This window comes from Staphylococcus agnetis, from assembly GCF_011466855.1.
Taxonomy (GTDB): Bacteria; Bacillota; Bacilli; order Staphylococcales; family Staphylococcaceae; genus Staphylococcus; species Staphylococcus agnetis.
This window is the reverse complement of record NZ_CP045927.1, coordinates 1,297,058-1,323,113: the sequence shown is the minus strand read 5'-3', so window position 1 is coordinate 1,323,113 and position 26,056 is coordinate 1,297,058. Positions and strand designations below refer to the sequence as shown.

Here is a 26,056-nt window from a genome sequence, read left to right as displayed (position 1 = left end):
GAAATCAAACTGTGATAATGTTTAAATAGATTTTGGATATAAAACTTATAAATATTGGAGGACGTTTACATGTCTAAGTTAATTTTAGCGATTAACGCTGGTAGCTCATCATTAAAGTTTCAATTAATTGAAATGCCTGAAGAAAAAATGATTACAAAAGGTTTAATCGAGCGCATAGGATTAAAAGATTCTATTTTCACTATCGAAGTGAACGGAGAGAAAGTAAAAGAAGTTAAAGACATTAAAGACCATGAAGAAGCTGTAAATATGATGTTAGATAGTTTACAAGCACATGGTATTATTAACGATATCAATGATATTGATGGTACAGGTCATCGTGTTGTACATGGTGGTGAACGTTTCCCTGAATCAGAGCTTGTAACAGATGATGTAGTTGCTGATATCAAAAAATTAACAGACTTAGCACCACTTCATAACCCAGCGAATTTAATGGGTATCGAAGCGTTTAGAAAACTATTACCAAACATCCCTCACGTAGCAGTTTTCGATACGTCATTCCACCAAACTATGCCTGAATCTGCATTTCTTTATAGCTTACCTTACAATTACTATAAAGATTATGGTATTCGTAAATATGGTTTCCATGGTACAAGTCATAAATATGTTTCACAACGTGCAGCAGAAATGTTAGGTAAACCTGTTGAGGAATTACGTATTATTTCTTGCCACATTGGTAATGGTGCGTCAATTGCAGCTATTGATGGTGGCGAATCTGTGGATACATCTATGGGCTTCACGCCTTTAGCAGGTGTAACAATGGGTACACGTTCAGGTAATATTGACCCTGCCCTTATTCCATTCATTATGGAAAAAACAGGTAAAACTGCAGACGAAGTATTAAATACATTGAATAAAGAGTCTGGTTTGTTAGGTATTACAGGTACATCAAGTGATTTACGTGATATTGAGGACGATGCTAGCAATGGTAATGCACGTGCGGAATTAGCACTTGAAGTCTTCGCATCTCGTATTCACAAGTATATGGGTTCATATGCGACACGTATGCATGGGGTAGATGTCATCGTCTTCACAGCAGGTGTAGGTGAGAACTCAGATGTGATTCGTGCGCGTGTATTAGAAGGATTAGAATTTATGGGCGTTTATTGGGATCCTCGTAAAAACGATGGGTTACGTGGTAAAGAAGCTGAATTGAATTACCCACATTCACCTGTAAAAGTTTTAGTAATTCCAACTAATGAAGAAGTGATGATTGCACGTGACGTTATGACTTTCGGTAATCTTTAATATATAAGTAGTGCTGCCTACCTTTAAGTAGGCAGTTTTACTATTAAAAAAGGGTGGGCATAAGCCCAACCCTTTTTTTAACATTTTGTATTAAATATTATGATCTTGTAGGAGTTCTTTTGTAGCAACTCGAGGCTCGAATGTTTCTGGAATTTGTTCTGTACGGACAACTAATACATCACATTCAGCATGACGAACAATTGCTTCTGATACAGAACCTACAATAAAGCGCTCTACAGCATTTAATCCAGAAGTACCACACATGATTAAATCAATACTGCCTTCTTCACTCGCTTTTTTAGGAATAATTGATTTAGGTGAACCGAATTCGAGTTTCGTTTCAACATGTGCCACGCCTTCTTCTTCAGCAATCTTACGATACCCATCTAATAGTTTCTCCGCAAATGATTTTGATTTCTCTGTGAAATTAGAATCATAAACTTCAAAAGAAGTATACGTACGAGAATCAATGACATTCATGATAGTAAGTTTGGCATCGTTACGTTTAGCCACTGCTACTGCTTTGTTGAAAGCCCATTCTGCTTCGTGTGAACCATCTACAGCGATTAGAATATTTTTGTACATTAACATGGCAAAAACTCCTTTCTTATTTCACTTTAATTATATCATATTTTTTGTAAATTCTGCCAATTATCATATGTTACAAAAAGAAACCAATCTTATGATTGCGCTTACATTATACATGCGTTATCATTAGTCTTGGGAGGTGCAGGGAGAATGAAAATTGGTATTCCTAAGGAAATAAAAAATAATGAAAATCGAGTGGGGTTATCACCAAGTGGTGTCCACGCATTAGTTGAGGCTGGTCATACAGTTCTCGTCGAAAAATCAGCTGGTATGGGGTCTTTTTTTGAAGATGCTGATTATATCGAAGCTGGTGCAGAAATCATTGAAAGTCAAGCGCAAGTATGGGACGTAGATATGGTGATTAAAGTGAAGGAGCCTTTAAAAGAAGAATACGGCTTCTTTAAAGAGGGGCTTATTTTATTCACTTATTTACATTTAGCAAATGAGCCAGAATTAACTGAAGCGCTTATCGAAAAGAAAGTGGTAGCAATTGCTTATGAAACAGTTCAACTCGCTGATCGTTCATTACCACTTTTAACACCAATGAGTGAAGTTGCTGGACGTATGTCAGCTCAAATTGGTGCGCAGTTCTTACAAAAATTTAACGGTGGCATGGGCATTCTATTAGGTGGTATACCTGGTGTTCAAAAAGGTAAAGTTACAATTATCGGTGGTGGACAAGCAGGTACTAATGCGGCACGCATTGCTTTAGGATTAGGTGCAGATGTAACGATTTTAGATGTAAATCCTAAACGTTTACAACAACTTGAAGAGTTATTTGATGGCCGTGTACATACGATTATGTCTAACCCACTTAATATTGAAGAACATGTCAAAGCAAGTGATTTAGTGATTGGTGCTGTGCTGATTCCTGGCGCCAAAGCACCTAAACTTGTTACTGAAGATATGATTAAACAAATGAAAGCGGGTTCTGTTGTAGTTGATATTGCAATCGACCAAGGTGGCATTTTTGAAACTACTGACCGTATTACTACACACGATGACCCAACTTATATTAAACATGGGGTTGTGCATTATGCGGTTGCCAATATGCCAGGAGCTGTACCACGTACATCAACGATTGGTTTAAACAATGCAACACTACCATATGCTTTACAATTAGCAAATAAAGGATACAAACAAGCACTTACGGACAACGTACCTTTATCACAAGGATTAAACACGTTTAATGGCTTAGTGACGAACAAAGCTGTTGCAGAGGCGTTTAATAAATCATTTACGCCAGTTGCAGAAGTGCTAAAATAATAAATAAAATCTTACGAACACTTAATAGGGTGGGGAACTGATGTCAGTGCCCACCCTATTCATCGTTACGGTAGTTTTCACCAATAATAGTGAGAATGCATAAAAATTAGATAAGCTCCACATCGTACATCAATGTGTTCACACAATAAATGCCTTCAACACGTATTTAAAGATGACGAGTGAAGGCATAATCTATGTTCCGTTTGAGCTCAAAGTGTAAGTATTTACGAGTAAATCTAAAAGTAAATGCTATTCAATGAGAATCACATCGATATGAAAGCCATCTGTACTTCACATGAACAACGCAATGTGTCTGACGGAGGTGTTATTTCTGATATGAAGATAAAGATTGATAGCCATTTTTGGTCACAAGTATATCGTCTTCAATACGGACACCAACGATACCCGGAACGTATATACCAGGTTCTATAGTAATGACCATACCTTCTTCTAAAACATTATCATTAGTTTCAGATATATCTTGATATTCATGCGCTTCTAGCCCTAGGCCATGTCCTAGGCGATGTGGGAAATATTCACCATACCCAGCGTCTGAAATGATTTGACGCGCAGTTTTATCGATGTCACTAATTTTAACACCAGGCTTTATTTTATTAATAGCTTCTTGTTCTGCTTTTTTAACGATGTCATATACTTTTTGTGCTTCATCGCTAGGGTGGCCAAAAGCGATTGTTCGTGTGATGTCACTGCAATAATTCTGATAAATAACACCTAGATCAAACAGTACAAATTCATTGTTTTTTAATTGACGTTCACCAGGTGTACCATGAGGCGCTGCAGCGTGATCTCCAAATAGTACCATCGTATCAAAGCTCATCTCGTTGACACCGAATGCTTTAATTTCATTTTCAATATGATTAACAACTTCTCTTTCAGTGACACCTTCTTTTAAGAAAGCTTCTCCGATTCTCATACATTCGTCTGCTAGTTGTGCGGCTTTAGATAAGATGTTGATTTCGTGTTCCGTTTTTATATTTCTCATTTCTTGTATGATAGGATCAACAGGATATACTGCGTTAATATGAAATGCTTTAGTAAGTTCTTGATAACGACGATATGTAAGATGATTTTCTTCAATAAACATTGTCTTAATGGATGCATCATACTTTTGATAAGGGTTTTCGGTATCTAAATACCCTATGATAGTTCCTTCAAATGGAGATGCTTTTACTTCTTCGACTTCTAATTGTGGGCAAAATAAAACGCATTCACCTGTCGCTTTGACTAACAACGCGAACAAGCGCTCATGGGGCTCACTTTTATATCCAGTGAAATAAAAAATATTAATTGGATGACTTATCCAAGCTGCATCCACTTGTGCTTCATTTAATTTAGAAACCAATTGTTCAATTTGATTCATTTATAACGCCTCCTTAATACTTTTATTCTAAATAAGAATGAACAACAATTCAATTTGTAAGAATGTGTGTTGGGGGTAAAGACGTGGTATAGTGAAAGTAACAAAAAGGAGGATGCATAATGAAACTATCTTTTCACGGACAATCAACAGTGTATTTTGAGGCAAATGGCAAATCAGGCATCATTGATCCATTTATAACAGGTAATGAATTATCAGACTTAGATGCCTCAAACCTTGATGTGGATTATATCATATTAACGCACGGTCACGAGGATCATTTTGGAGATACGATTGACATTGCCAAACGTACGAATGCCACAGTCATTGGTACGGCAGAAGTAGCGAATTATCTAAGTTCAGCACATGGGATTGAAAATGTGCATGGCATGAATATTGGCGGACAATGGACTTTTGATTTTGGAACATTAAAATTTGTCCAAGCGTTTCATAGTTCAAGCTTAATGGATGATGATGGCAAACCAATTTATTTGGGTATGCCTATGGGTGTTCTTCTAAAACTTGAAGGTAAAATGATTTATCATACAGGAGATACAGGTTTATTCAGCGATATGAAGTTAATCGCCGAACGTCACCCAGTAGATGTGTGTTTTGTTCCAATTGGTGATAATTTTACGATGGGTATAGAAGATGCAAGCTATGCGGTGAATCACTTCATTAAGCCTAAAATTAGTGTGCCGATTCACTTTGATACATTCCCAGTTATTAAACAAGATCCTGAAGCATTTAAAAATGCTGTGACACATGGAGAGGTGCAAATATTAAAACCAGGTGAAGCAGTTCAATTGGTGTAAATAATTACTACTGTTATTGCAAGTAAGACGTTATTCAAACTTAAAAACCTTCAAAGTTGATTCGTATCACTTTGAAGGTTTTCACGTTCTAAAGTATTAAATTGTGTTTTGTTTAGTCCTTCTTTTACTTAACAATAAGGACTGGTATTTTCGCACGTTTTGCGACTTTGTGACTTACACTACCTAAAACAAATTTTTTATTTTCTTCAGCTTTACGGTTACTTAAAACGACAATATCATAGCGACCGCTATTCGCGTAAGCAACGATTTTCTCTTTAGGGTTTCCGCGTTCAATAATTTCTTCATATTGAATATTGGCAGCGTCAAGTCGTTGTTTGGTTTCCGACATTTTTTCACTTCGTAAATGTTTCAGTTCATTTACATGTGTTCCTAGTCGTACAGAGGCTTGAACATCTTGTTCGCCGATGACGTGTAATAAAGTTACAATCGTGGAGGGACCTGACAGTTTTTGAACTTCTTCGATTGCTTTGACATTTTCTAAATCAGGATCAACGGCGAGTAAAATATGTGTATGCATCATACATTCCTCCTTTTTATTTTATTTTAAACAAATAATTTACAAAAATCCATTAAACTTCTGCTTGTAATATCATATTTCTCTTTCACATTAAGGTATAAAAAAATGTATAATAATGAAGACAATGACATCAAGGAAGCGGGTCTACTTAAAATTTTATCCCTATAATTGTTGAGGTAGTATAAGATGACAAAACATGAACAAATTATTAAACATATTGAAAAGCTATCAATCGGTCAAAAGATTTCGGTTCGAAAAATAGCAAAAGATTTAGATGTTTCAGAAGGGACAGCATATCGTGCTATAAAAGACGCTGGACAACGTGGTCTAGTGGCTACAATTGATCGAGTGGGTACAGTGCGCATAGAAAAGAAGACACGTGAACAGTTAGATGTGCTTACATTTGGTGAAATCGCCAAAATTGTGGATGGCCAGTTAATTGCTGGTCGAGGTGGTCAATTCAATTCGCTTACTAAATTTGCCATTGGTGCGATGGAAAAAGACAACGTTGTCAATTATGTTTCAAAAAATACATTGTTGATAGTTGGGAATAGAGAAGATGTTCAAAAAGCAGCATTAAATAAAGGAAGCGCCGTCTTAATTACAGGCGGCTTTGAAACATCTCAAGAAATTAAACAATATGCTGATGAACATGATCTGCCAATTATTTCATCTAATTATGATACATTTATGGTTGCAAATATCATTAATCGTGCCATGTACAATCAAATGATTAAGAAAGAGATATTATTAGTAGAAGATATTGTCATTCCAATAGAAGAAACGTCTTATTTATTTGATACGATGCCCGTCAAAGAAGTACGTAAAAAAGCGCAAGAAACAGGACATTCTAGGTTTCCTATCGTTGACGAAGAAATGAAATTAACGGGTATCATTACTAGTAAAGATATTTTAAGTCAATCACCTAAAGCTCCTTTAAGCCGTGTGATGACAAAACCACCAATGAGTGCGCAATTAAGTACGACAGTAGCGAGTTGTGCCCATTCAATGATATGGGAAGGCATAGAATTACTCCCCGTAACCGCAGCGGATAAAAAACTCATTGGTGTTATATCTCGTGAAGATGTTTTAAAGGCGATGCAGATTGCAGGACGACAACCTCAAGTTGGCGAAACCATTAATGATCAAGTGGCGAAGCATATTGATATTCGTAATAATCAAATTCATGTTCAAATTACACCACAGCTAACGAATCAATTCGGAACATTAAGTAAATCAGTTTCGGTCGCAATTATTGAAGAAACAATCAAATATGTCATGCGTAAACAAAAGAAACTAGAAGTTATGATAGAAAGCTTGAATATTTTTTACATTAAAACAGTACAAATAGAAAATGAAATCGAAGTACTATACAATATATTGGATATGGGAAGAAATTTCGCAAAACTAGAAGTGACGATGCAAAGTGGTCAACAACCTGTAGCGACTGCTTTACTCATGTGTCAATTATTGGACAATTAAGGAAGTGTTAACATGAATCAGTTTGAAGAAATTCAATTAAAAATAAAAGAATATGAAACGATAATTATTCATCGACATGTCAGACCTGACCCTGATGCATTAGGGTCTCAAACAGGTTTACAAAAATATATTCAAGCAAAGTATCCGGAAAAACAAGTGTATTGTGTAGGGGCTAATGAACCAACATTAACTTTATTTGGAGAAATGGATACAATCGCAGATGAAGTGTATGCACATGCCTTAGTGATTGTTTGTGATACGGCTAATGCACCTAGAATCGATGATGACCGATATCATTTTGGAGATTATCTTATTAAAATAGACCATCATCCACCTGTTGACCAATATGGTATGGTAAATTATGTTGATACAAACGCTTCGTCTACAAGTGAAATTATCTATTCATTGGTAGAAGAATCGGGTGATTTACACTATATCAATAGTGCAATCGCAAGTGCATTATATTTAGGTATTGTAGGAGATACTGGACGATTTTTATTCAATAATACGAAGCCTAAAACGATGCAGGCGGCAGCTTCATTGTTGGAACATAACATTGATCACCATGCGCTATTAAATGCAATGGCTGAGAAAGAGCCATATTTATTAGCATTTCAAGGATACGTGTTACAGCATTTTGAATTAGATAACGATGGTTTTTGTAAAGTTAAAATAACGAAAGATGTTCTAGAATCACATCAAATTGCACCGAATGAAGCATCGTTATTCGTGAATAGCATAGCTGAGATCAAAGGTTTAAAAATTTGGGTGTTTGCTGTGGATGAAGGTAATGAAATTCGTTGTCGTATTCGTTCTAAACAAATAGTAATTAATGATATAGCCGAGAAGTTTGGCGGTGGCGGACATCCTAATGCTTCTGGCGTTTCAGTTAGTGATTGGCATACTTTTGAATCTCTAGCACAAGCTTTAAAAGCGAAATTAAACTAATAGGAGGTATTGCAATGGTTGCACATTTAAATATACATTCATCTTATGATTTGCTCAATTCAAGTATTCGGATTGAGCGTATTGTAGTTAAAGCCAAACAAGAAGGATATACAGCCATTGCACTTACTGACCTTAATGTCATGTATGGTATACCACAATTTTATGATACGTGTGTAAAAGTTGGTATTCATCCTATATTGGGACTTACGATACATGTAACTGATGGATTAATAGAAAAAGAGGTTGTCTTGCTCGCTAAAAACAATGAAGGGTTAAAAGGATTATATCGCTTATCTTCAGAGATAAACTTAAATGACACTACACAAGTTAATATCCATGATTTACCCCAATATAGCGCGCATACAGTGGCAATATTTAAAGATGTTAATCAAGAGGTGGCATCTTGGTTTGATGCCTTACCACAAACGACTTCTGTTTACACGGATTACCGCTCGACCCTTGATAACGTATCGAAAACTTGGATAGATGCGACATATTATGAAACACCGGACGATAAAGACACTGTAGCCGTATTAGGTGCCATTCGAGACAACACTAAATTGAACCTCATGGATATGGAACAAGCATCTGAATGCCACTTCAAAACGATAGAATCATTACAAGCTATGAATTTACCTCCTGAATGGTTGACAACAACAGACGAAATTGCGAATCTTTGTAAGGCCGAGTTAGTCTATCATCAACCTTTATTACCAGAATTTCAAACACCTCAAGGGATGGATGCAGATACTTTCTTATGGGAGCAATTACAAAACGCATTAACACGCCGACATTTAACTTCTCGAATGTATCAAGAGCGCCTAGCTCACGAATTTCAAACGATAAAAACCATGGGGTATAGTGATTATTTCTTAATTGTGAGTGATCTTATTAATTATGCCAAAAATAATGGAGTTATGGTCGGGCCTGGTCGGGGTTCTTCTGCAGGCTCCTTAGTCAGTTATTTATTAAATATCACAACGATTGACCCCTTAAAATATGATTTACTATTTGAACGTTTTTTAAATCCTGAACGTGTAACAATGCCAGATATTGATATTGATTTTGAAGATACGCAACGTGAAAAAGTCATTCATTATGTTCAAGAAAAGTATGGTGCATTCAAAGTGGCAGGAATCGTTACATTTGGTCATCTTTTAGCAAAAGCAGTAGCGCGAGATGTAGGTCGTGTCATGGGATTTGATGAAGCAACGTTAAGTGAAGCCTCTAAACTTATCCCAAGTAAACTTGGTATCACTTTGGATGAAGCTTATACGTCAGAAGCATTTCAACAATTTGTGCACCGTAATCATCGTCACGAACAATGGTTTGAGTTATGTAAAAAATTAGAAGGTTTACCGCGAAACACCTCCACTCATGCCGCAGGGGTTATCGTTAATGACCAACCATTATATGAAACGATTCCTTTAGTGCAAGGGGAAACAGGTCTACTTACCCAATGGACAATGACAGAAGCTGAACGTCTAGGTCTTTTGAAAATTGATTTTTTAGGCTTAAGAAATTTAACCATTATTCATCAAGTAGTCAAACAAGTGCATCAAAATTTGGGTGTTCACATTGATATTGAAGCCATTCCTTTCAATGATAAAGCAGTTTTTCAGTTGCTTTCTAAGGGAGAGACTACGGGAATATTTCAACTCGAATCTGAAGGCGTACGTCGGGTACTTCAAAAATTAAAGCCACAACATTTTGAAGATATCGTTGCCGTAACCTCTTTATATAGACCTGGTCCAATGGAAGAAATCCCAACATATATTAAACGTCGCCATGAACCTACTACAGTTACGTACTTGCATCCTGATTTAGAAACTATTTTAAAAAAGACCTATGGCGTTATTATTTATCAAGAACAAATCATGCAAATCGCGAGCCAATTTGCTGGGTTTAGTTACGGAGAAGCAGATATTTTAAGACGTGCAATGAGTAAGAAAAATAGAGCAGTTCTAGAAAATGAACGGCAACATTTTATCGAAGGCGCATCAAAAAAAGGTTATCAGAAAGCCCTAAGTGAAGAAATTTTTGACCTGATTTTAAAGTTTGCAGATTACGGGTTCCCAAGAGCACATGCTGTAAGTTACTCTAAAATTGCCTACATTATGACTTATTTAAAAGTACACTATGCACCATTTTTCTATGCAAATATTTTAAGCAATGTGATTGGTAATGAAGTTAAAACTTCACAAATGATTTATGAAGCAAAACAACAACATTTAGAAATTAATGGCCCGCATATTAATTATAGCCATTGGCGGTATCGCACATATAAAAATCAAATCTATATTTCATTAGGAGCCATTAAAGGCGTGGGTTATCAAAGTGTGCAAACGATTGTGAAAGAGCGTCAAGAGAATGGGCCGTACAAAGACCTGTTTGATTTTTGTCAGAGAATACCTGGAAGAGTGCGTTCAAGACGGTTATTAGAAGCATTAATATTATCAGGGGCGATGGATTGTTTTAATAAAAATCGGGCGACACTTTTACAATCTATAGACAAAGTCAGTGATATTCAGTCTGACTTAGACCAAACATTTTTAGAAGCATTTTCTACTACAAAACAAGAATATGATGAAACTGAGGAAATGCCTGATCAACAAAAATCGAATTACGAAAAACATTATTTAGGGTTTTACGTATCTAAACACCCCGCAGAAAAAGCTTTTGAACGCAAACAATATCTTGGAGTCTTTCCATTGACCATGAAAGCGCATAACGAACCTATACTCGTTATGCTTGAAGATTTAAAAGTAATCCGTACTAAAAAAGGACAGCAAATGGCCTTTGTAGTTTTAAATGACGGTGTACGACAATTGGATGGTGTTATATTCCCGAATTTGTATCAAACGATAGGTTCTCGTATTGATAAACATCAATTTTATGTTGTGGAAGGAAAGTTTGAACGTCGCAACAATAAGGTTCAACTTGTTATCAATAGTTTTAAAGGCTTAGAACAATTTGAAAAAGACAAGCTGGCTGCGACACGAAAAATTGTTATTAGAGAAAAATTAAGCGATGACTTAAAACAATACATCTATCAAAGTGATGTATCAGCAGGCCTAAAAGATGGCGTACATGTTGTGTTTTTTGATAATGATGCTAAACAAACATTTAATCTAGGGCTTATAGAGAAACGTCACATACAAACGCTCATTCAATCTATGAGCCCGAAAAATATAAGATTATTATAAGAGTGTTGAAAATGTAATTTGTATATCAATTTTTTATGACGTATAGTATAATGACGTTTAAGTTCGACTGTTCGGCAGTCTAGAAGATGTGACAGTAAATACGGGAGTTGATAATGAATGTCTTTAAGAGACGATGCTTTACATATGCATAAAGAAAACCAAGGGAAATTAGGTGTGGCACCAAAAGTAAAAGTAACCAACAAAGAAGAACTAAGTTTAGCTTATTCTCCTGGTGTTGCTGAACCATGTAAGGATATCCATGAACGCCCTGAAAGTGTTTATGATTATACAATGAAAAGTAACACAGTTGCGGTGATTTCTGATGGTACTGCTGTGTTAGGCTTAGGAAATATAGGTGCTGAAGCAAGTATTCCTGTAATGGAAGGAAAAGCTGTTTTATTTAAAAGTTTTTCTGGTGTAGATGGCATTCCGTTATCACTTTCAACTACAGATACTGAAGAAATCATTCGTACGGTTAAGCTTTTAGAGCCTAACTTTGGTGGCATTAATTTAGAGGATATCTCAGCCCCACGTTGTTTCGAAATTGAAGAAAGATTAAAGAAAGAAACGAAAATTCCAGTCTTTCACGATGATCAACACGGAACCGCAATTGTAACAATGGCAGGTTTAATGAATGCATTACGTATCGTTAACAAGGATATTGCAGATATTCGCGTTGTCTTAAATGGTGCGGGTGCAGCAGGTATCGCTATAGTCAAACTCCTTTATTCATATGGAGTTAGAAATATGGTGATGTGTGATTCACAAGGTGCGATTTATGAGGGGCGTCCACATGGAATGAACCCTACAAAAGACTTTGTTGCGAAATGGACAAATAAAGACAAAATAGATGGGAAATTAGTAGATGTGATTCAAGATGCAGATGTCTTTATTGGTGTATCAGTAGCGAATATTTTAACTGAAGATATGGTTAAAACGATGGCAGATGATCCAATAATCTTTGCGATGGCAAATCCAAACCCAGAAATTACACCAAGCCTTGCTAAAGCAGCTGGCGCAAAAGTGATTGGAACAGGGCGTTCAGACTTTCCAAATCAAATTAATAATGTATTAGCGTTTCCTGGCATCTTTAGAGGTGCTTTAGATGTACGTGCAACACATATCAATGAAAAAATGAAACAAGCGGCTGTGAAAGCCATTGCGAGTTTAGTTTCAGATGAGGAACTTAATGCAGATTACGTGATTCCAGGTCCTTTTGATAAACGTGTAGCACCTTCTGTAGCAAGAGAGGTTGCTAAAGCTGCGATGGAATCTGGTGTCGCACGCATTGATGTAGATCCTGAAGATATCTATCAAAAAACGTTAACATTAACTGACCTTAAATAACACAGAGATAAAGGTAGTGTGGAGGTAAAAGTATGTTTAAAGATTTTTTCAATCGAAATTCAAAAAAGAAAAAATACGTCACTGTTCAAGATTCTAAACAAAATGATGTTCCTGAAGGGATTATGACCAAGTGTCCTAATTGTAAAAAAATTATGTATACGAAGGAACTCACTGAAAACTTGAACGTGTGCTTCAATTGTGACCACCATATCCCTTTATCCGCACACAGTCGTATTGAGGCGATTTCAGATGAAGGGTCGTTTAAAGAGTTTGATAAAGGCATGACTTCTGCTAATCCTCTAAACTTTCCGAGTTATGAGGAGAAAGTTGAAAAAGATCAAGCTAAAACGGGATTGAATGAAGCGGTTGTCACAGGTACAGCTAAAATTAATGGTATTGAATTTGGTGTAGGTGTGATGGATTCACGTTTTAGAATGGGAAGTATGGGTTCAGTCGTAGGTGAAAAGATTTGTAGAATTGTTGATCATTGTACTGAGCACCAATTACCATTTGTATTATTTACTGCTTCAGGCGGTGCACGTATGCAAGAAGGTATTATTTCTTTAATGCAAATGGCTAAAACGAGTGTATCTTTAGAAAAACATTCTGAAGCTGGACTTTTATTTATTTCATATATGACGCATCCAACAACAGGTGGGGTTTCGGCAAGTTTTGCTTCTGTAGGAGACATCAATTTAGCTGAACCTAAAGCATTAATTGGGTTTGCAGGTCGTCGTGTTATAGAACAAACGATTAATGAAAAATTGCCTGATGATTTCCAAACTGCAGAATTTTTACTTGAACATGGCCAACTTGATAAAGTGGTACATCGCAGTGAAATGAAGCAAACGTTAGCACAACTGTTAGCAATGCATAGTGAGGTGAAATCGTAATGCTAGAATTTGAAAAATCAATTCAAGAAATTAAAAATAAAATCGACTCACTAAAAGAAGCACAATCTAAAAATGACGTAGATTTATCTGATGAAATTGAAATGTTAGAAGCAGCATTACTGACAGAGAAAGAAAAAGTATACACAACTTTAAAACCGTGGGATCGTGTACAGATTGCTCGTTTACAAGAGCGACCAACGTTACTTGATTATATTCCGCATATTTTTGATGATTTTATTGAATTTCATGGAGATCGTAACTTTCGTGACGATCCGGCCATTATAGGTGGTATTGCTTATTTTAATGGGCTACCTGTAACAGTAATTGGTCAACAACGTGGTAAAGACACGAAAGATAATATTTATCGTAACTTTGGAATGGCACATCCCGAAGGTTATCGAAAAGCATTGCGTTTAATGAAGCAAGCTGAAAAATTCCAACGTCCCATCTTTACATTTATTGATACCAAAGGTGCATACCCAGGTAAAGCAGCAGAAGAACGAGGTCAAAGTGAATCGATTGCGCGTAACTTAATTGAAATGGCTGGCTTAACAGTTCCGGTCATCGCAATTGTTATTGGAGAAGGTGGAAGTGGTGGTGCGCTTGGCCTTGGTGTGAGTAACCGCATACTGATGCTTGAAAATAGCACATATTCTGTTATTTCTCCAGAAGGGGCAGCTGGTATTTTATGGAAAGATAGTTCATTAGCTAAAATCGCAGCAGAGACAATGAAAATAACGGCTTATGATCTAAAAGAACTCAATATTATTGATGAAGTGGTAAATGAACCACTTGGTGGTGCGCATCAGGATATTGAATTACAAGCTAAGCATATTAAAGAGAAATTTGCGACGCATTTAAAAGATTTTGAAACTATGAGTCCAGATGCGATTAAAGAAGATCGCTTTAATAAATTTAGAAAAATGGGTACGTATGTCGAAGCGTGATTTGACGTACTAGATTTTTTCGACAACACAACATAAAGCCTTCCAAAGTCATATGATATGAATTTGGGGGCTTTTAAATTTAACAAGAGGTTCTTCACTATCAAGAGGGGCCTTTCAGAGGAATCGTTAGAATATGACATCATTTATAAGTTGAAATGCACAATTAGGATGTCATAATACAAATAATGAAAACACATATGAAAACGTGTAATATGAACGATTCATGACATTTTTGTAATAAACCGTTTTCATCGAGAGTTGATTCTATTTTTAATGGATTGCCTTTTAGATTTATGGTATTTTTAAAGTAACAACAAAGCGAGAAAGGGAATGTCTACATGAAAAAAATAGCAGTTTTAACAAGTGGCGGAGATGCACCGGGAATGAATGCGGCTGTACGAGCAGTAGTTCGTAAAGCGATTTATCACAACATTGAAGTATATGGCGTATATCAAGGGTATCAAGGATTAATTAATGATGATATTCATAAACTTGAACTTGGTTCTGTAGGTGATACGATTCAACGAGGAGGAACGTTCTTATATTCTGCACGTTGCCCTGAGTTTAAAGACAAAAGTGTCAGAGCTAAAGGAATTGAGAATTTACGTAAACGAGGTATTGAAGGGCTTGTCGTCATTGGTGGAGATGGAAGTTACCGTGGTGCACAACGCATCACTGAAGAGTGCCAAGACATTCAAACTATTGGTATCCCTGGAACTATTGATAATGATATAAAAGGGACAGACTTTACAATTGGTTTTGATACTGCATTGAATACGATTATTGAATCAGTCGATAAGATTAGAGATACTGCATCAAGTCATGCGCGTACATTTATTATTGAAGTTATGGGACGTGATTGTGGTGATTTAGCGCTATGGTCAGGTCTTGCAGTAGGTGCAGAATCAATCATTTTACCTGAAGCAGATTATAACATCCAAGATATTGCTGAAAAAATTCAACACGGTATTGATCGAGGTAAAAAACATTCTATCATTATCGTTGCTGAAGGATGTATGTCAGGTAATCAATGTGCTGAAGAGTTGACAAAATACATTAATGTCGATGCACGTGTCTCTGTTTTAGGTCATATTCAACGTGGTGGCAGCCCAACAGGTGTCGATCGCGTTCTAGCGTCTAGACTTGGAGGCTATGCATTGGAATTATTAATGAATGGTGAAACTGCTAAAGGGGTAGGTATTAAAGATAACCATTTAACTGCAACTGAATTTGATTTAATATTTAACAATGATGATACGAATAAAATAAATAAACGTATGCTTGAATTAACTAAGGAATTATCGATTTAACATAGGAGGCATAGCCATGAAAAAAACGAAAATTGTTTGTACGATTGGTCCAGCATCAGAATCAGAGGAAATGTTAGAAAAACTTATGAGAGCAGGTATGAACGTTGCACGTTTAAACTTCTCTCATGGATCACATGAAGAACATCGTGCACGTATTGAATCCATCCGCAAAGTTGCCAATAAATTAAACTTAAATATCGGTATCTTATTAGATACGAAAGGGCCAGAAATTCGTACACATAATATGAAAGACGGCTTAATCACACTTGAAAAAGGTTCTAATGTAACTGTAAGCATGTCTGAAGCAGAAGGTACACCAGAAATGTTTTCAGTCACATATGAAAACTTAATTAATGATGTACACGTTGGCTCATTTATCTTATTAGATGACGGTTTAATTGAGCTTCTTGTTGAAGAGATTGATGTCAATGCAGGTCATGTACATTGTAAAGTCCTAAATACTGGTGAACTTAAAAACAAAAAAGGTGTAAACTTACCGGGCGTGAGTGTAAACCTACCTGGTATTACTGAAAAAGATGCTGATGATATTCGTTTTGGTATTGAACAAAATGTTGATTTCATCGCTGCAAGCTTTGTAAGACGTTCAAGTGACGTATTAGAAATTCGTAAAATTTTAGAAGAAGCAAATCACCACACAATTAGTATTATCCCTAAAATTGAAAACCAAGAGGGTATTGATAATATTGATGATATTCTTGAAGTTTCTGATGGTTTAATGGTTGCACGTGGGGATATGGGTGTTGAAATCCCACCTGAAACAGTACCAATCGTTCAAAAAGATTTAATTCGTAAATGTAATAAATTAGGTAAACCTGTCATTACTGCGACTCAAATGCTAGATTCAATGCAACGTAATCCACGTGCGACACGTGCTGAAGCATCGGATGTTGCCAATGCCATTTATGATGGTACTGATGCTGTAATGTTATCAGGTGAAACTGCTGCAGGATCTTACCCTGAAGAAGCAGTTAAAGCGATGCATAATATCGCCGTTGCTGCTGAGCAAGCGCAAGACTATAAAAAATTATTGTCAGACCGTACGAAACTTGTTGAAACATCTCTTGTGAACGCGATTGGTGTTTCTGCTGCGCACACAGCCCTTAACTTAAACGTTAAAGCGATTGTTGCAGCAACTGAAAGTGGTAACACTGCAAAAACGATTTCAAAATATCGTCCAAAATCAGATATTTTAGCTGTCACACCAAATGATACAACAGCGCGTCAATGTACATTAATCTGGGGCGTCTATCCTGTGATTAAGAAAGGAAACTTTACTACAGATGAGTTGTTAAATAATGCTGTTGCCACTGCAATTGAGTCAGAGCGTGTTGAAAATGGTGATTTAATCATTATTACAGCGGGTGTACCTACTGGTGAATCAGGTACAACAAACTTAATGAAGCTTCACTTAATTGGTGATGAAATTGCTTCAGGTCAAGGTATTGGACGCACATCAGCGGTTGGTCGTACTGTTGTTGTAAACGATGCTTCTCAATTAGAAGGTAAAGATTTATCTCAATCCGTTATTGTCACACCTTCCATTGATGAAAGTTTTGTCCCTTATTTAGATCATGCGATAGGATTAATTACCGAAGAAGGAGGCTTAACTTCACCAAGTGCTATCGTTGGTTTAGAAAAAGGTATTCCAACAGTGGTAGGCGTAAATGGCGTACTTGATACAATTAAAGATAATATTTTAGTAACTGTTGATGCTTCACAAGGTAAAGTATTTGAAGGTTATGCAAACGTTTTATAAAAAAGTTTTAAATCAAAAGCATAAATAAAGACAAAACCACTATATATCGGGTATAAATGATATATAGTGGTTTTTTTATATGTTCACTTCAAACAACATCTAGTGATGTTGTTTTTAAGATATTAAATGACGCTTCATGCTTATCAATTCTTATTATTAAATATGATAAAGAAAGCAAATGATTAAAAATCACTTATTTTACATAGCTCTTAAAATAGCTAGAAACATGATAATATCAATACATTGAAGTTAAATGAGGACCATTTAACATTTGTTTATATTAGATTATTCTGATATTTCAACGTTCATTAAATATTCACAAATAGCGTGATATTAGCTATAATGACTAATGAAAGCCATTACAAAAGAGCGAATATACAGTAAAGGGGAAATTCATATGGCACAACTACAGAAAGGTTTAGAAGGTGTAATTGCAGCAGAAACAAAGATTAGTTCAATTATCGATAGCCAGTTAACATATGCAGGTTATGATATTGATGATTTGGCTGAAAATGCTTTGTTCGAAGAGGTAATGTTTCTTCTTTGGAATTACCGATTACCAAACGAAAAAGAACTTCAAGAATTAAAAGATAAATTACACCATTATATGACGCTTAATCCGCGTATGTATAGTCATTTTGAAGAATATGCTACAGATGAAGTTCATCCAATGACAGCATTACGTACGTCAGTGTCTTACTTAGCACACTTTGACGATAATGCAGATGATAATGATGAGAAAGCATTATATGAACGTGGCATCCGTATTCAAGCGAAAATTGCGTCATTAGTAACATCTTTTGCACGTGTACGTGAAGGTAAAAAACCAGTTAAACCAGATACATCCTTATCTTACGCGGCAAACTTTTTATATATGCTTAGAGGGGAAAAGCCAACTGATGTTGAAGTTGAAGGATTTAACAAAGCTTTAATTTTACATGCTGACCATGAGTTGAATGCGTCTGCGTTTACAGCTAGATGTGCTGTTTCATCAATGTCAGACATGTATTCTGGAATTACAGCTGCTGTAGGCTCTTTGAAAGGTCCACTTCATGGTGGCGCAAATGAACGCGTTATGAGAATGTTAACTGAAATTGGCTCAATTGATAATGTTGAAGCATACTTGAAAAAAGCGTTCGACAACAAAGAAAAAATTATGGGATTCGGTCATCGTGTTTATAAAGATGGCGATCCACGTGCGAAATATTTAAAAGAAATGAGTCACAAAATTACTGAAGAAACAGGTCAAAGTGAATTGTTTGAAATTTCACTTAAAATTGCCGACATTGTAAAACAAGAAAAAGGATTATTACCTAATGTAGATTTTTACAGTGCAACTGTATATCACAGTATGGGTATTGATCATGATTTATTTACACCAATTTTTGCTGTCAGCCGTACATCAGGTTGGGTTGCACATATTTTAGAACAATTACGTAATAATAGAATTATGCGTCCACGTGCAACATACATTGGTGAAACTGATCGTAAATACGAACCAATTGAAAAACGCTAAATAAGTCTTTAGTTAGACGAGATTTTAAATTCATGGAGGGTACTTTATAATGAGTGAAAAAATTGTCAAAACAGCAGAAGGTTTAAATGTACCAAATCAACCTATTGTACCATTTATTATTGGTGATGGTATTGGACCAGATATTTGGAAAGCAGCAAGTCGTGTCATCGATGAAGCTGTTAAAAAAGCATATAAGGGCGAAAAAGAAATCTCATGGAAAGAAGTATTAGCAGGTCAAAAAGCATTTGACCAAACAGGTGAATGGTTACCTCAAGAAACATTAGATACGATAAAAGAATATCTTATCGCAATTAAAGGTCCACTCACAACACCTATTGGTGGCGGTATTCGTTCGCTCAACGTGGCTTTACGTCAAGAGTTAGATCTTTTTACGTGTTTACGTCCAGTTCGTTGGTTCCAAGGTGTACCATCGCCTGTAAAAAATCCTCAAGATACGGATATGGTCATCTTCCGTGAAAATACCGAAGACATCTATGCAGGTATTGAGTTTAAAGAAGGTTCCGATGAAGTTAAGAAAATCATTGATTTCTTACAAAATGAAATGGGTGCGAAAAATATACGTTTCCCTGAAACAAGTGGAATTGGTATCAAACCTGTATCCAAAGAAGGGACAGAGCGCTTAGTTCGCGCAGCAATCCAATATGCTTTAGATAATCAACGTAAATCAGTCACACTCGTTCATAAAGGTAATATTATGAAGTTCACTGAAGGGGCCTTCAAACAATGGGGTTACGACTTAGCTGAACGCGAATTTGGTGACAAAGTATTTACTTGGCAACAATACGACAAAATTGTTGATGAACAAGGTAAAGACGCTGCCAATGACGCTCAAGCACAAGCTGAACGCGATGGTAAAATCATTATTAAAGATTCCATTGCTGATATTTTCTTACAACAAATTTTAACACGTCCATCTGACCACGATGTTGTTGCGACAATGAATTTAAATGGAGATTATATCTCAGATGCACTAGCTGCTCAAGTTGGAGGTATTGGTATTGCTCCAGGCGCAAACATTAACTATGAAACGGGTCACGCTATTTTTGAAGCTACGCACGGTACTGCGCCTAAATATGCAAATCTAGATAAAGTAAATCCATCATCAGTATTATTATCTGGTGTGTTGCTACTTGAACATTTAGGGTGGCAAGAAGCCGCTGATTTAATTACATCATCTGTTGAGAAAACGATTGCATCTAAAGTAGTGACTTATGACTTTGCACGTTTAATGGATGGTGCGACTGAAGTTAAAACATCTGAATTTGCGGATGAATTGATTAAGAACTTGTAAAAATAATAAATCTCATTCCTTATCATTTAACAAGCGGAGCACCATGGTGCTCTGCTTATTTTTATGTAAATCACGGTATATTTTTATTTAATATGACATTTATACATTTACTTCATGTGCTAAAAATTCACTTAAAAACGATACACTTTTGAACTTTAAGGGTATAAGCTAATGGAATACAGATGAATATTTTGATTTTTGTTAAGGTATTATGAAGATATTGTAAAGTTACTTAATAACATATTATTTTTAAGTACATTTTAAGTTATAATGAACTTAATCATTCATAGGAGGTACGTTTAATGGTGCAAAGAGTGCTCGTAGTAGATGATGAACAATCGATTGTCACACTACTTAAATACAATCTTGAACAAGCAGGGTATATTGTAGAAATCGCTCAAGACGGCGAGGAAGCAATTGAAAAAGAAAAAGAAACAAAACCTGACTTAATCGTATTAGATGTGATGTTACCTAAAAAAGATGGTATCGAAGTATGTAAAACGATTCGTTCTGATAAAAATCAAGTCCCAATATTAATGTTAACAGCTAAAGATGATGAGTTTGATCGCGTTTTAGGTTTGGAATTGGGTGCTGATGACTACATGACAAAACCTTTCTCACCTAGAGAAGTCGTGGCGAGAGTTAAAGCGATTTTACGCCGTTCTTCTCAATTTGAAACAACCCGCGCTGATGAAGAAGATGAAGATATCGTGATTGGTCCTATTCGTATTAGACCAGATTATTTTGAAGTTTATCGTAATGATGAACTCTTAGAATTAACTCCAAAAGAGTTTGAACTATTATTGTATCTTGTAGAACGTCAAGGTCGTGTGATTACAAGAGAACATATGTTAAATTCGGTATGGAATTATGAGTTTGCAGGTGACTCACGTATTGTTGATGTTCATATCAGTCATTTACGTGATAAATTAGAAGAAAACCCAAAACAACCGCAGTTCATTAAAACTGTAAGAGGTTTAGGTTACAAATTGGAGCGTCCAAAATAGATGATAAAGTTTTATCACAAGTTATTAATTATACTTACAACAATCACTGTTGTAAGTTTTCTTATATTAGGCTTTATTGTTCATAATTCTATATACACGATTTCTGTGGATCATCAAAAACGTGAATTACTCAAACAATCTAAACATATCATTCAACGCTATCAAGCGCACCAATCATCGCGTATTCAAGATATAGCTGAAACATATCAAGCTAATATTCACATTATCACTAATGGTAAAACTGAAACACTTCATACTGAAAAAGATTTTACTATCGAAAATAGAAAAGATGAGCTTTTGAGGCAATTGCATTCTGAAAATCCTGTTTATATCCTTGATGGAAAATCCGGTGAATATTTGTATGGTGTCAAACATCAACAAACAATACTGTTAATGAGTGGGAAATATGATGCGGTCTATGATTTACAAATGCAATTCTGGAAGTACTTAATATTGATTGGTATTGTGATTATGGCATTGATTTTCTTTACAGTTCGCTATATTAACCGCACTTATATACAACCGATTAATGAGGTTTCTTATGCCGCTTCTTTATTAACGCAAGGGAATTATAAAGTACGTGTTCCTGAAAGTAGTGTCAAAGAAACACGTGAACTCTATGTAACAATTAATGTACTTGCAAGACGTTTAGAGCGTTTAAATAGTGAACAAAAAATTCAGCGTAATCGCCTAGTGACTACATTAGAAAATATACCGAGTGCTGTACTAATGATTGATAAGCATGGAAATATCGTAGTTGCCAATAAAACATTTTATGAGATTTTTAACGAGACGAAAAATGTTGAACATCAAAACTATGAAAAGTTTTTACATCCGACTTTAAAAAAACTCGTTGTAGAAGGTTTTCGTACTGAAAAACCCGTGTATGATCAAGTGGAGCTACAATTAAGTTTAATACATCAAAAGTTTTTTGATACGTCATGCGTACCTATTTTGACTAGAACAAAGAAACGATTACAAGGGATGGTTATTGTTTTACATGATATTACACAATTGAAAAAACTCGAAAATTTAAGACGTGACTTTGTTGCAAATGTTTCGCATGAATTAAAAACACCGATCACGTCGATGAAAGGGTTCACTGAAACACTTTTAGATGGTGCTAAAAATGATGAGGCATCATTAGATATGTTTTTAAATATCATGTTAAAAGAATCTAATCGCATTCAATCGCTCGTTAATGATTTGCTGGATTTATCGAAAATTGAACAAAATACGGCATTAGATAAACATCCTATTAACCTATCTCAAGTTGCGAACAATGCTTTAGACTTAATTCAACCTTTAGCGAGCGAAAAAAACATTGATTTAATTGATGAAATCGATGAGCATATCACTGCACTAGCGGATGAAACAAAGATGTCTCAGGTTATCGTAAACTTATTATCAAATGCAGTGAATTATTCTCCACCAGACAAAACGATTACTTTACGTGTGTACCAAAATGATAAACATAAAGTGATTGAAGTTATAGATGAAGGTATAGGTATAGCAGAAGAGGAAACTGTGCGTATTTTCGAACGATTTTATCGAGTTGATAAAGCGCGCAGTCGTGAATCAGGTGGCACGGGTCTTGGGCTTTCTATCACGAAACATATTGTGGAAGGGTATCAAGGTAAAATTGAGGTTGAAAGTGAAATAGGTAAAGGGTCCACTTTTAGAGTGCAATTACCTGAATAAAGTGATATTGCGATACAGGTTTGGTTTTAACCAAGTCTGTATCGTTTTCTTTTAGTGCCGCAATGGGTATTTAGCATGTGATGTGATAAAATAAATGCAAAGTAGCTAGGAGGGACCCATGTGGAAAAGTTAGTGTTAATTGATGGTAACAGTTTAAGCTTTAGAGCATTTTATGCGTTACCCTTATTACAAAATAAAGCTGGTATTCACACGAATGCAATTTATGGCTTTGCACGTTTATTAGAAAAAATTATCAAAGAAGAATCACCCACACATTTTCTAGTTGCATTTGATGCTGGGAAAACAACATTTCGACACGAGACTTATCAAGATTATAAAGGTGGCAGACAAAAAACACCTCCAGAATTAAGTGAACAGTTCCCTTATATTCGCCAACTGTTGGACGCTTATCAAATCAAGCGGTATGAATTAGAACAATATGAAGCCGATGATATTATTGGGACACTTAGTCGTGAAGCGGATCAAAAAGGGTTAGAAACCATCATCATTACAGGAGACCGTGATTTAACACAATTGGCCACTGATAACGTGACAATTTATTATACAAAAAAAGGTGTCACAGATGTAGATCATTATACACCGGCATTTATCGCAGAACAGTATGGCGGTCTTGTTCCTGATCAAATACGTGATTTGAAAGGTTTAATGGGTGATACATCAGATAATATTCCAGGTGTTGCTGGTGTTGGTGAAAAAACAGCACTAAAATTGTTACATCAATTTAAAACTGTTGAAGGTGTGTATGACAATATAGAACAAGTCAGTGGGAAAAAGTTGAAAGAAAAATTAGCTAATAGCCAAGCGGATGCATTAATGAGTAAACAATTAGCTACTATTAATTGCGACAGTCCCATCTCTGTTACGATAGAAGATACAAAACGTCCGACAACAATAGATGAGACAGAAAAAATTGAGCTTTTTAAAATATTGGAATTTCGCCAATTATTAAAAGATATTGATATTAAAGTAGATACATCATCAGTTCAAAAATCATATCAAATCTCCTCAGATTTTAAAGGAATTCAATTTGATGCTTTAGATGCAGCGATAGTTCATATTGAAATTGATGGAGACAATTATATCAAAAATAATATTTTAAAATTTGGTTTGAAAACAGACAATGACTATATTGTTGTGGACGCACATCAGATTAAGGAGATTGAACCTTTAGTTGCGTGGCTTGAAGATGAAAAAACGTGTAAATATGTGTTTGATGCTAAGAAAACATATGTCGCGTGTAAGCGTTTAGGCATACGCATTCAAAACATAGTTTTTGATACGATGCTTGCAAGCTATTTAATTGATCCATCGCAAACAATTGAGGATGTAGCTTCCGTTTCATCTCTATATGAAGGGACATTTGTTCAGGATCGTGCTACTATTTATGGAAAAGGAAAATCTTATCTTATCCCCGATGACCAACCGTTAGCCGAACATATTGCATCAATTTTAGATGCAATTGAAATCATGTATCCAATGATGCAACAAAAATTGGATGCGCATGAACAAATGACTTTATTAACGGATATTGAACTTCCTTTAGCTTTAATTTTGGGTGAAATGGAGTTTACTGGTATTTACACAGATGTGACGACGCTACAAACTATGGAAGCAGATATTCAATCGAAATTGGATACACTGATTAAAGATATTCATAAAGTAGCGGGTGAAACATTTAATATTAACTCTCCGAAACAACTTGGTGTTATCTTATTTGAAAAGTTACAATTGACTGTTATTAAAAAAACTAAAACAGGGTATTCCACAGCAGTTGATGTATTAGAAAAATTGCAAGGTGAGCACGACATTATTGATTTAATTCTTCAGTACCGTACGCTTTCTAAGCTACAATCGACTTATGTAGAAGGCTTACAAAAAGTGATTTCTGAAGATGGCCGTATTCATACGCGCTTTAATCAAACGTTAGCTCAAACGGGTCGTTTATCTTCTGTGGATCCTAACTTGCAAAATATACCAATTCGTATTGAAGAAGGGCGCAAAATTCGTAAAGCATTCAAATCAACAGATGAAAATAGTGTAATTTTAGCAGCAGACTATTCACAAATCGAGTTACGTGTACTTGCACATATTACTAAAGATCGTACCCTTCAAGATGCTTTTATTAATAATGAAGATATCCATACGACGACTGCTATGAAAGTGTTTAATGTTGATGCTTCCGAAGTAACTGCTCTAATGCGTCGTCAAGCGAAAGCAGTTAACTTTGGTATCGTGTATGGAATTAGCGATTATGGTTTAAGCCAAAGTCTAGGTATTACACGTAAAGCAGCTAAACAGTTTATAGATGACTATTTAAATCACTTTCCTGGTGTAAAGACTTATATGGAAGAAATTGTTCAAGATGCGAAACAAGATGGTTATGTAGAAACATTGTTAAAACGTCGTCGATATATTCCTGATATAACGAGTCGTAACTTTAATAAACGTGGTTTTGCTGAACGCACAGCTATGAATTCCCCAATTCAAGGTAGCGCGGCTGACATTATCAAATGTGCGATGGTTAAGTTAGATGAAGCGATGAAACAGTCTGATTTTAAAGCTAAGATGTTATTACAAGTACACGATGAGTTGATTTTTGAATTACCTAAAGATGAAGTTGAAACATTTAGTAAGTTTGTAGAAGACATTATGATTCATGCATTAGAATTAGATGTACCGCTTCAAGTAGATTCAGATTATGGGAAAACGTGGTACGATGCAAAATAGAAAGTAGGGAA

Annotated in this window: 19 protein-coding genes; 16 read left to right on the top strand and 3 right to left on the bottom strand. The window is 35.6% G+C overall.

All coding sequences use genetic code 11. From position 1 onward, the window contains the following. Nucleotides 1–69: 69 nt before the first annotated feature. Nucleotides 70–1,266, top strand: coding sequence for an acetate kinase (locus GJE18_RS06550; RefSeq protein WP_037565532.1), 1,197 nt, complete (start codon nucleotides 70–72; stop codon nucleotides 1,264–1,266). A 90-nt stretch (nucleotides 1,267–1,356) separates the two neighbouring features. Here GJE18_RS06550 and GJE18_RS06545 read toward each other — a convergent pair whose 3' ends face one another. Next, nucleotides 1,357–1,857 (bottom strand): universal stress protein, encoded by a 501-nt coding sequence (locus GJE18_RS06545; RefSeq protein WP_037565531.1) that lies wholly within the window; start codon nucleotides 1,855–1,857, stop codon nucleotides 1,357–1,359. Between the two features lie 147 nt (nucleotides 1,858–2,004). On the opposite strand from GJE18_RS06545, the gene ald reads away from it, so the two are divergent. Further along, on the top strand, nucleotides 2,005–3,120 hold the full coding sequence (ald, locus tag GJE18_RS06540; protein WP_037565530.1) for an alanine dehydrogenase: 1,116 nt from the start codon (nucleotides 2,005–2,007) through the stop codon (nucleotides 3,118–3,120). 325 nt (nucleotides 3,121–3,445) lie between these two features. Here ald and GJE18_RS06535 read toward each other — a convergent pair whose 3' ends face one another. Beyond that, complete coding sequence (locus GJE18_RS06535; RefSeq protein ID WP_060551239.1) at nucleotides 3,446–4,501, bottom strand: M24 family metallopeptidase; 1,056 nt, start codon at nucleotides 4,499–4,501, stop codon at nucleotides 3,446–3,448. A 119-nt stretch (nucleotides 4,502–4,620) separates the two neighbouring features. Between GJE18_RS06535 and GJE18_RS06530 the strand changes: the two genes are divergently transcribed. Beyond that, nucleotides 4,621–5,313 carry a metal-dependent hydrolase gene (locus GJE18_RS06530; RefSeq protein WP_103345309.1) on the top strand — a complete coding sequence of 231 codons (693 nt, stop codon included), beginning with the start codon at nucleotides 4,621–4,623 and terminating at the stop codon, nucleotides 5,311–5,313. A gap of 124 nt (nucleotides 5,314–5,437) precedes the next feature. On the opposite strand, the gene GJE18_RS06525 is transcribed toward GJE18_RS06530, so the two are convergent. Next, nucleotides 5,438–5,851, bottom strand: a complete 414-nt coding sequence (locus tag GJE18_RS06525; RefSeq protein WP_060551237.1) for a universal stress protein — start codon at nucleotides 5,849–5,851, stop codon at nucleotides 5,438–5,440. Between the two features lie 186 nt (nucleotides 5,852–6,037). Here GJE18_RS06525 and GJE18_RS06520 point away from each other — a divergent pair, with 186 nt between their 5' ends. The 13 genes from GJE18_RS06520 to polA all read left to right on the top strand — a co-directional run bounded on the left by GJE18_RS06520 (nucleotide 6,038) and on the right by polA (nucleotide 26,045). Continuing rightward, entirely contained in the window at nucleotides 6,038–7,333 is a 1,296-nt protein-coding gene (locus tag GJE18_RS06520) for a DRTGG domain-containing protein (RefSeq protein ID WP_060551236.1), read from the top strand. 12 nt (nucleotides 7,334–7,345) lie between these two features. Next, complete coding sequence (locus GJE18_RS06515) at nucleotides 7,346–8,281, top strand: DHH family phosphoesterase (protein ID WP_107368650.1); 936 nt, start codon at nucleotides 7,346–7,348, stop codon at nucleotides 8,279–8,281. A gap of 14 nt (nucleotides 8,282–8,295) precedes the next feature. Next, on the top strand, nucleotides 8,296–11,487 hold the full coding sequence (locus GJE18_RS06510) for a DNA polymerase III subunit alpha (RefSeq protein ID WP_107368651.1): 3,192 nt from the start codon (nucleotides 8,296–8,298) through the stop codon (nucleotides 11,485–11,487). Nucleotides 11,488–11,604: 117 nt separating this feature from the next. Continuing rightward, a complete protein-coding gene (gene ystJ, locus GJE18_RS06505) occupies nucleotides 11,605–12,834 on the top strand; it encodes an NADP-dependent malic enzyme (RefSeq protein ID WP_103345307.1) in 1,230 nt (409 codons plus the stop codon). 32 nt (nucleotides 12,835–12,866) lie between these two features. Continuing rightward, nucleotides 12,867–13,727, top strand: a complete 861-nt coding sequence (gene accD / locus GJE18_RS06500; protein ID WP_060551232.1) for an acetyl-CoA carboxylase, carboxyltransferase subunit beta — start codon at nucleotides 12,867–12,869, stop codon at nucleotides 13,725–13,727. Next, the gene (locus GJE18_RS06495) at nucleotides 13,727–14,674 is read left to right on the top strand and encodes an acetyl-CoA carboxylase carboxyltransferase subunit alpha (protein ID WP_060551231.1); all 948 of its coding nucleotides are present in this window, start codon (nucleotides 13,727–13,729) and stop codon (nucleotides 14,672–14,674) included. The genes accD and GJE18_RS06495 overlap by 1 nt, the downstream gene beginning before the upstream one ends. A 338-nt stretch (nucleotides 14,675–15,012) precedes the next feature. Further along, the gene (gene pfkA / locus GJE18_RS06490) at nucleotides 15,013–15,984 is read left to right on the top strand and encodes a 6-phosphofructokinase (RefSeq protein ID WP_037565520.1); all 972 of its coding nucleotides are present in this window, start codon (nucleotides 15,013–15,015) and stop codon (nucleotides 15,982–15,984) included. A 16-nt stretch (nucleotides 15,985–16,000) separates the two neighbouring features. Further along, nucleotides 16,001–17,761 (top strand): pyruvate kinase, encoded by a 1,761-nt coding sequence (gene pyk, locus GJE18_RS06485; protein ID WP_165886105.1) that lies wholly within the window; start codon nucleotides 16,001–16,003, stop codon nucleotides 17,759–17,761. Between the two features lie 397 nt (nucleotides 17,762–18,158). After that, the gene (locus GJE18_RS06480; protein WP_037565518.1) at nucleotides 18,159–19,277 is read left to right on the top strand and encodes a citrate synthase; all 1,119 of its coding nucleotides are present in this window, start codon (nucleotides 18,159–18,161) and stop codon (nucleotides 19,275–19,277) included. Between the two features lie 46 nt (nucleotides 19,278–19,323). Next, nucleotides 19,324–20,589, top strand: coding sequence for an NADP-dependent isocitrate dehydrogenase (icd, locus tag GJE18_RS06475; RefSeq protein ID WP_060551228.1), 1,266 nt, complete (start codon nucleotides 19,324–19,326; stop codon nucleotides 20,587–20,589). A 302-nt stretch (nucleotides 20,590–20,891) separates the two neighbouring features. Beyond that, a complete protein-coding gene (locus GJE18_RS06470) occupies nucleotides 20,892–21,596 on the top strand; it encodes a response regulator transcription factor (RefSeq protein ID WP_037565516.1) in 705 nt (234 codons plus the stop codon). Next, the gene (gene pnpS, locus GJE18_RS06465; RefSeq protein WP_060551227.1) at nucleotides 21,597–23,297 is read left to right on the top strand and encodes a two-component system histidine kinase PnpS; all 1,701 of its coding nucleotides are present in this window, start codon (nucleotides 21,597–21,599) and stop codon (nucleotides 23,295–23,297) included. Between the two features lie 120 nt (nucleotides 23,298–23,417). After that, on the top strand, nucleotides 23,418–26,045 hold the full coding sequence (polA, locus tag GJE18_RS06460; protein WP_165886104.1) for a DNA polymerase I: 2,628 nt from the start codon (nucleotides 23,418–23,420) through the stop codon (nucleotides 26,043–26,045). The last annotated feature ends 11 nt before the right edge of the window (nucleotides 26,046–26,056 follow it).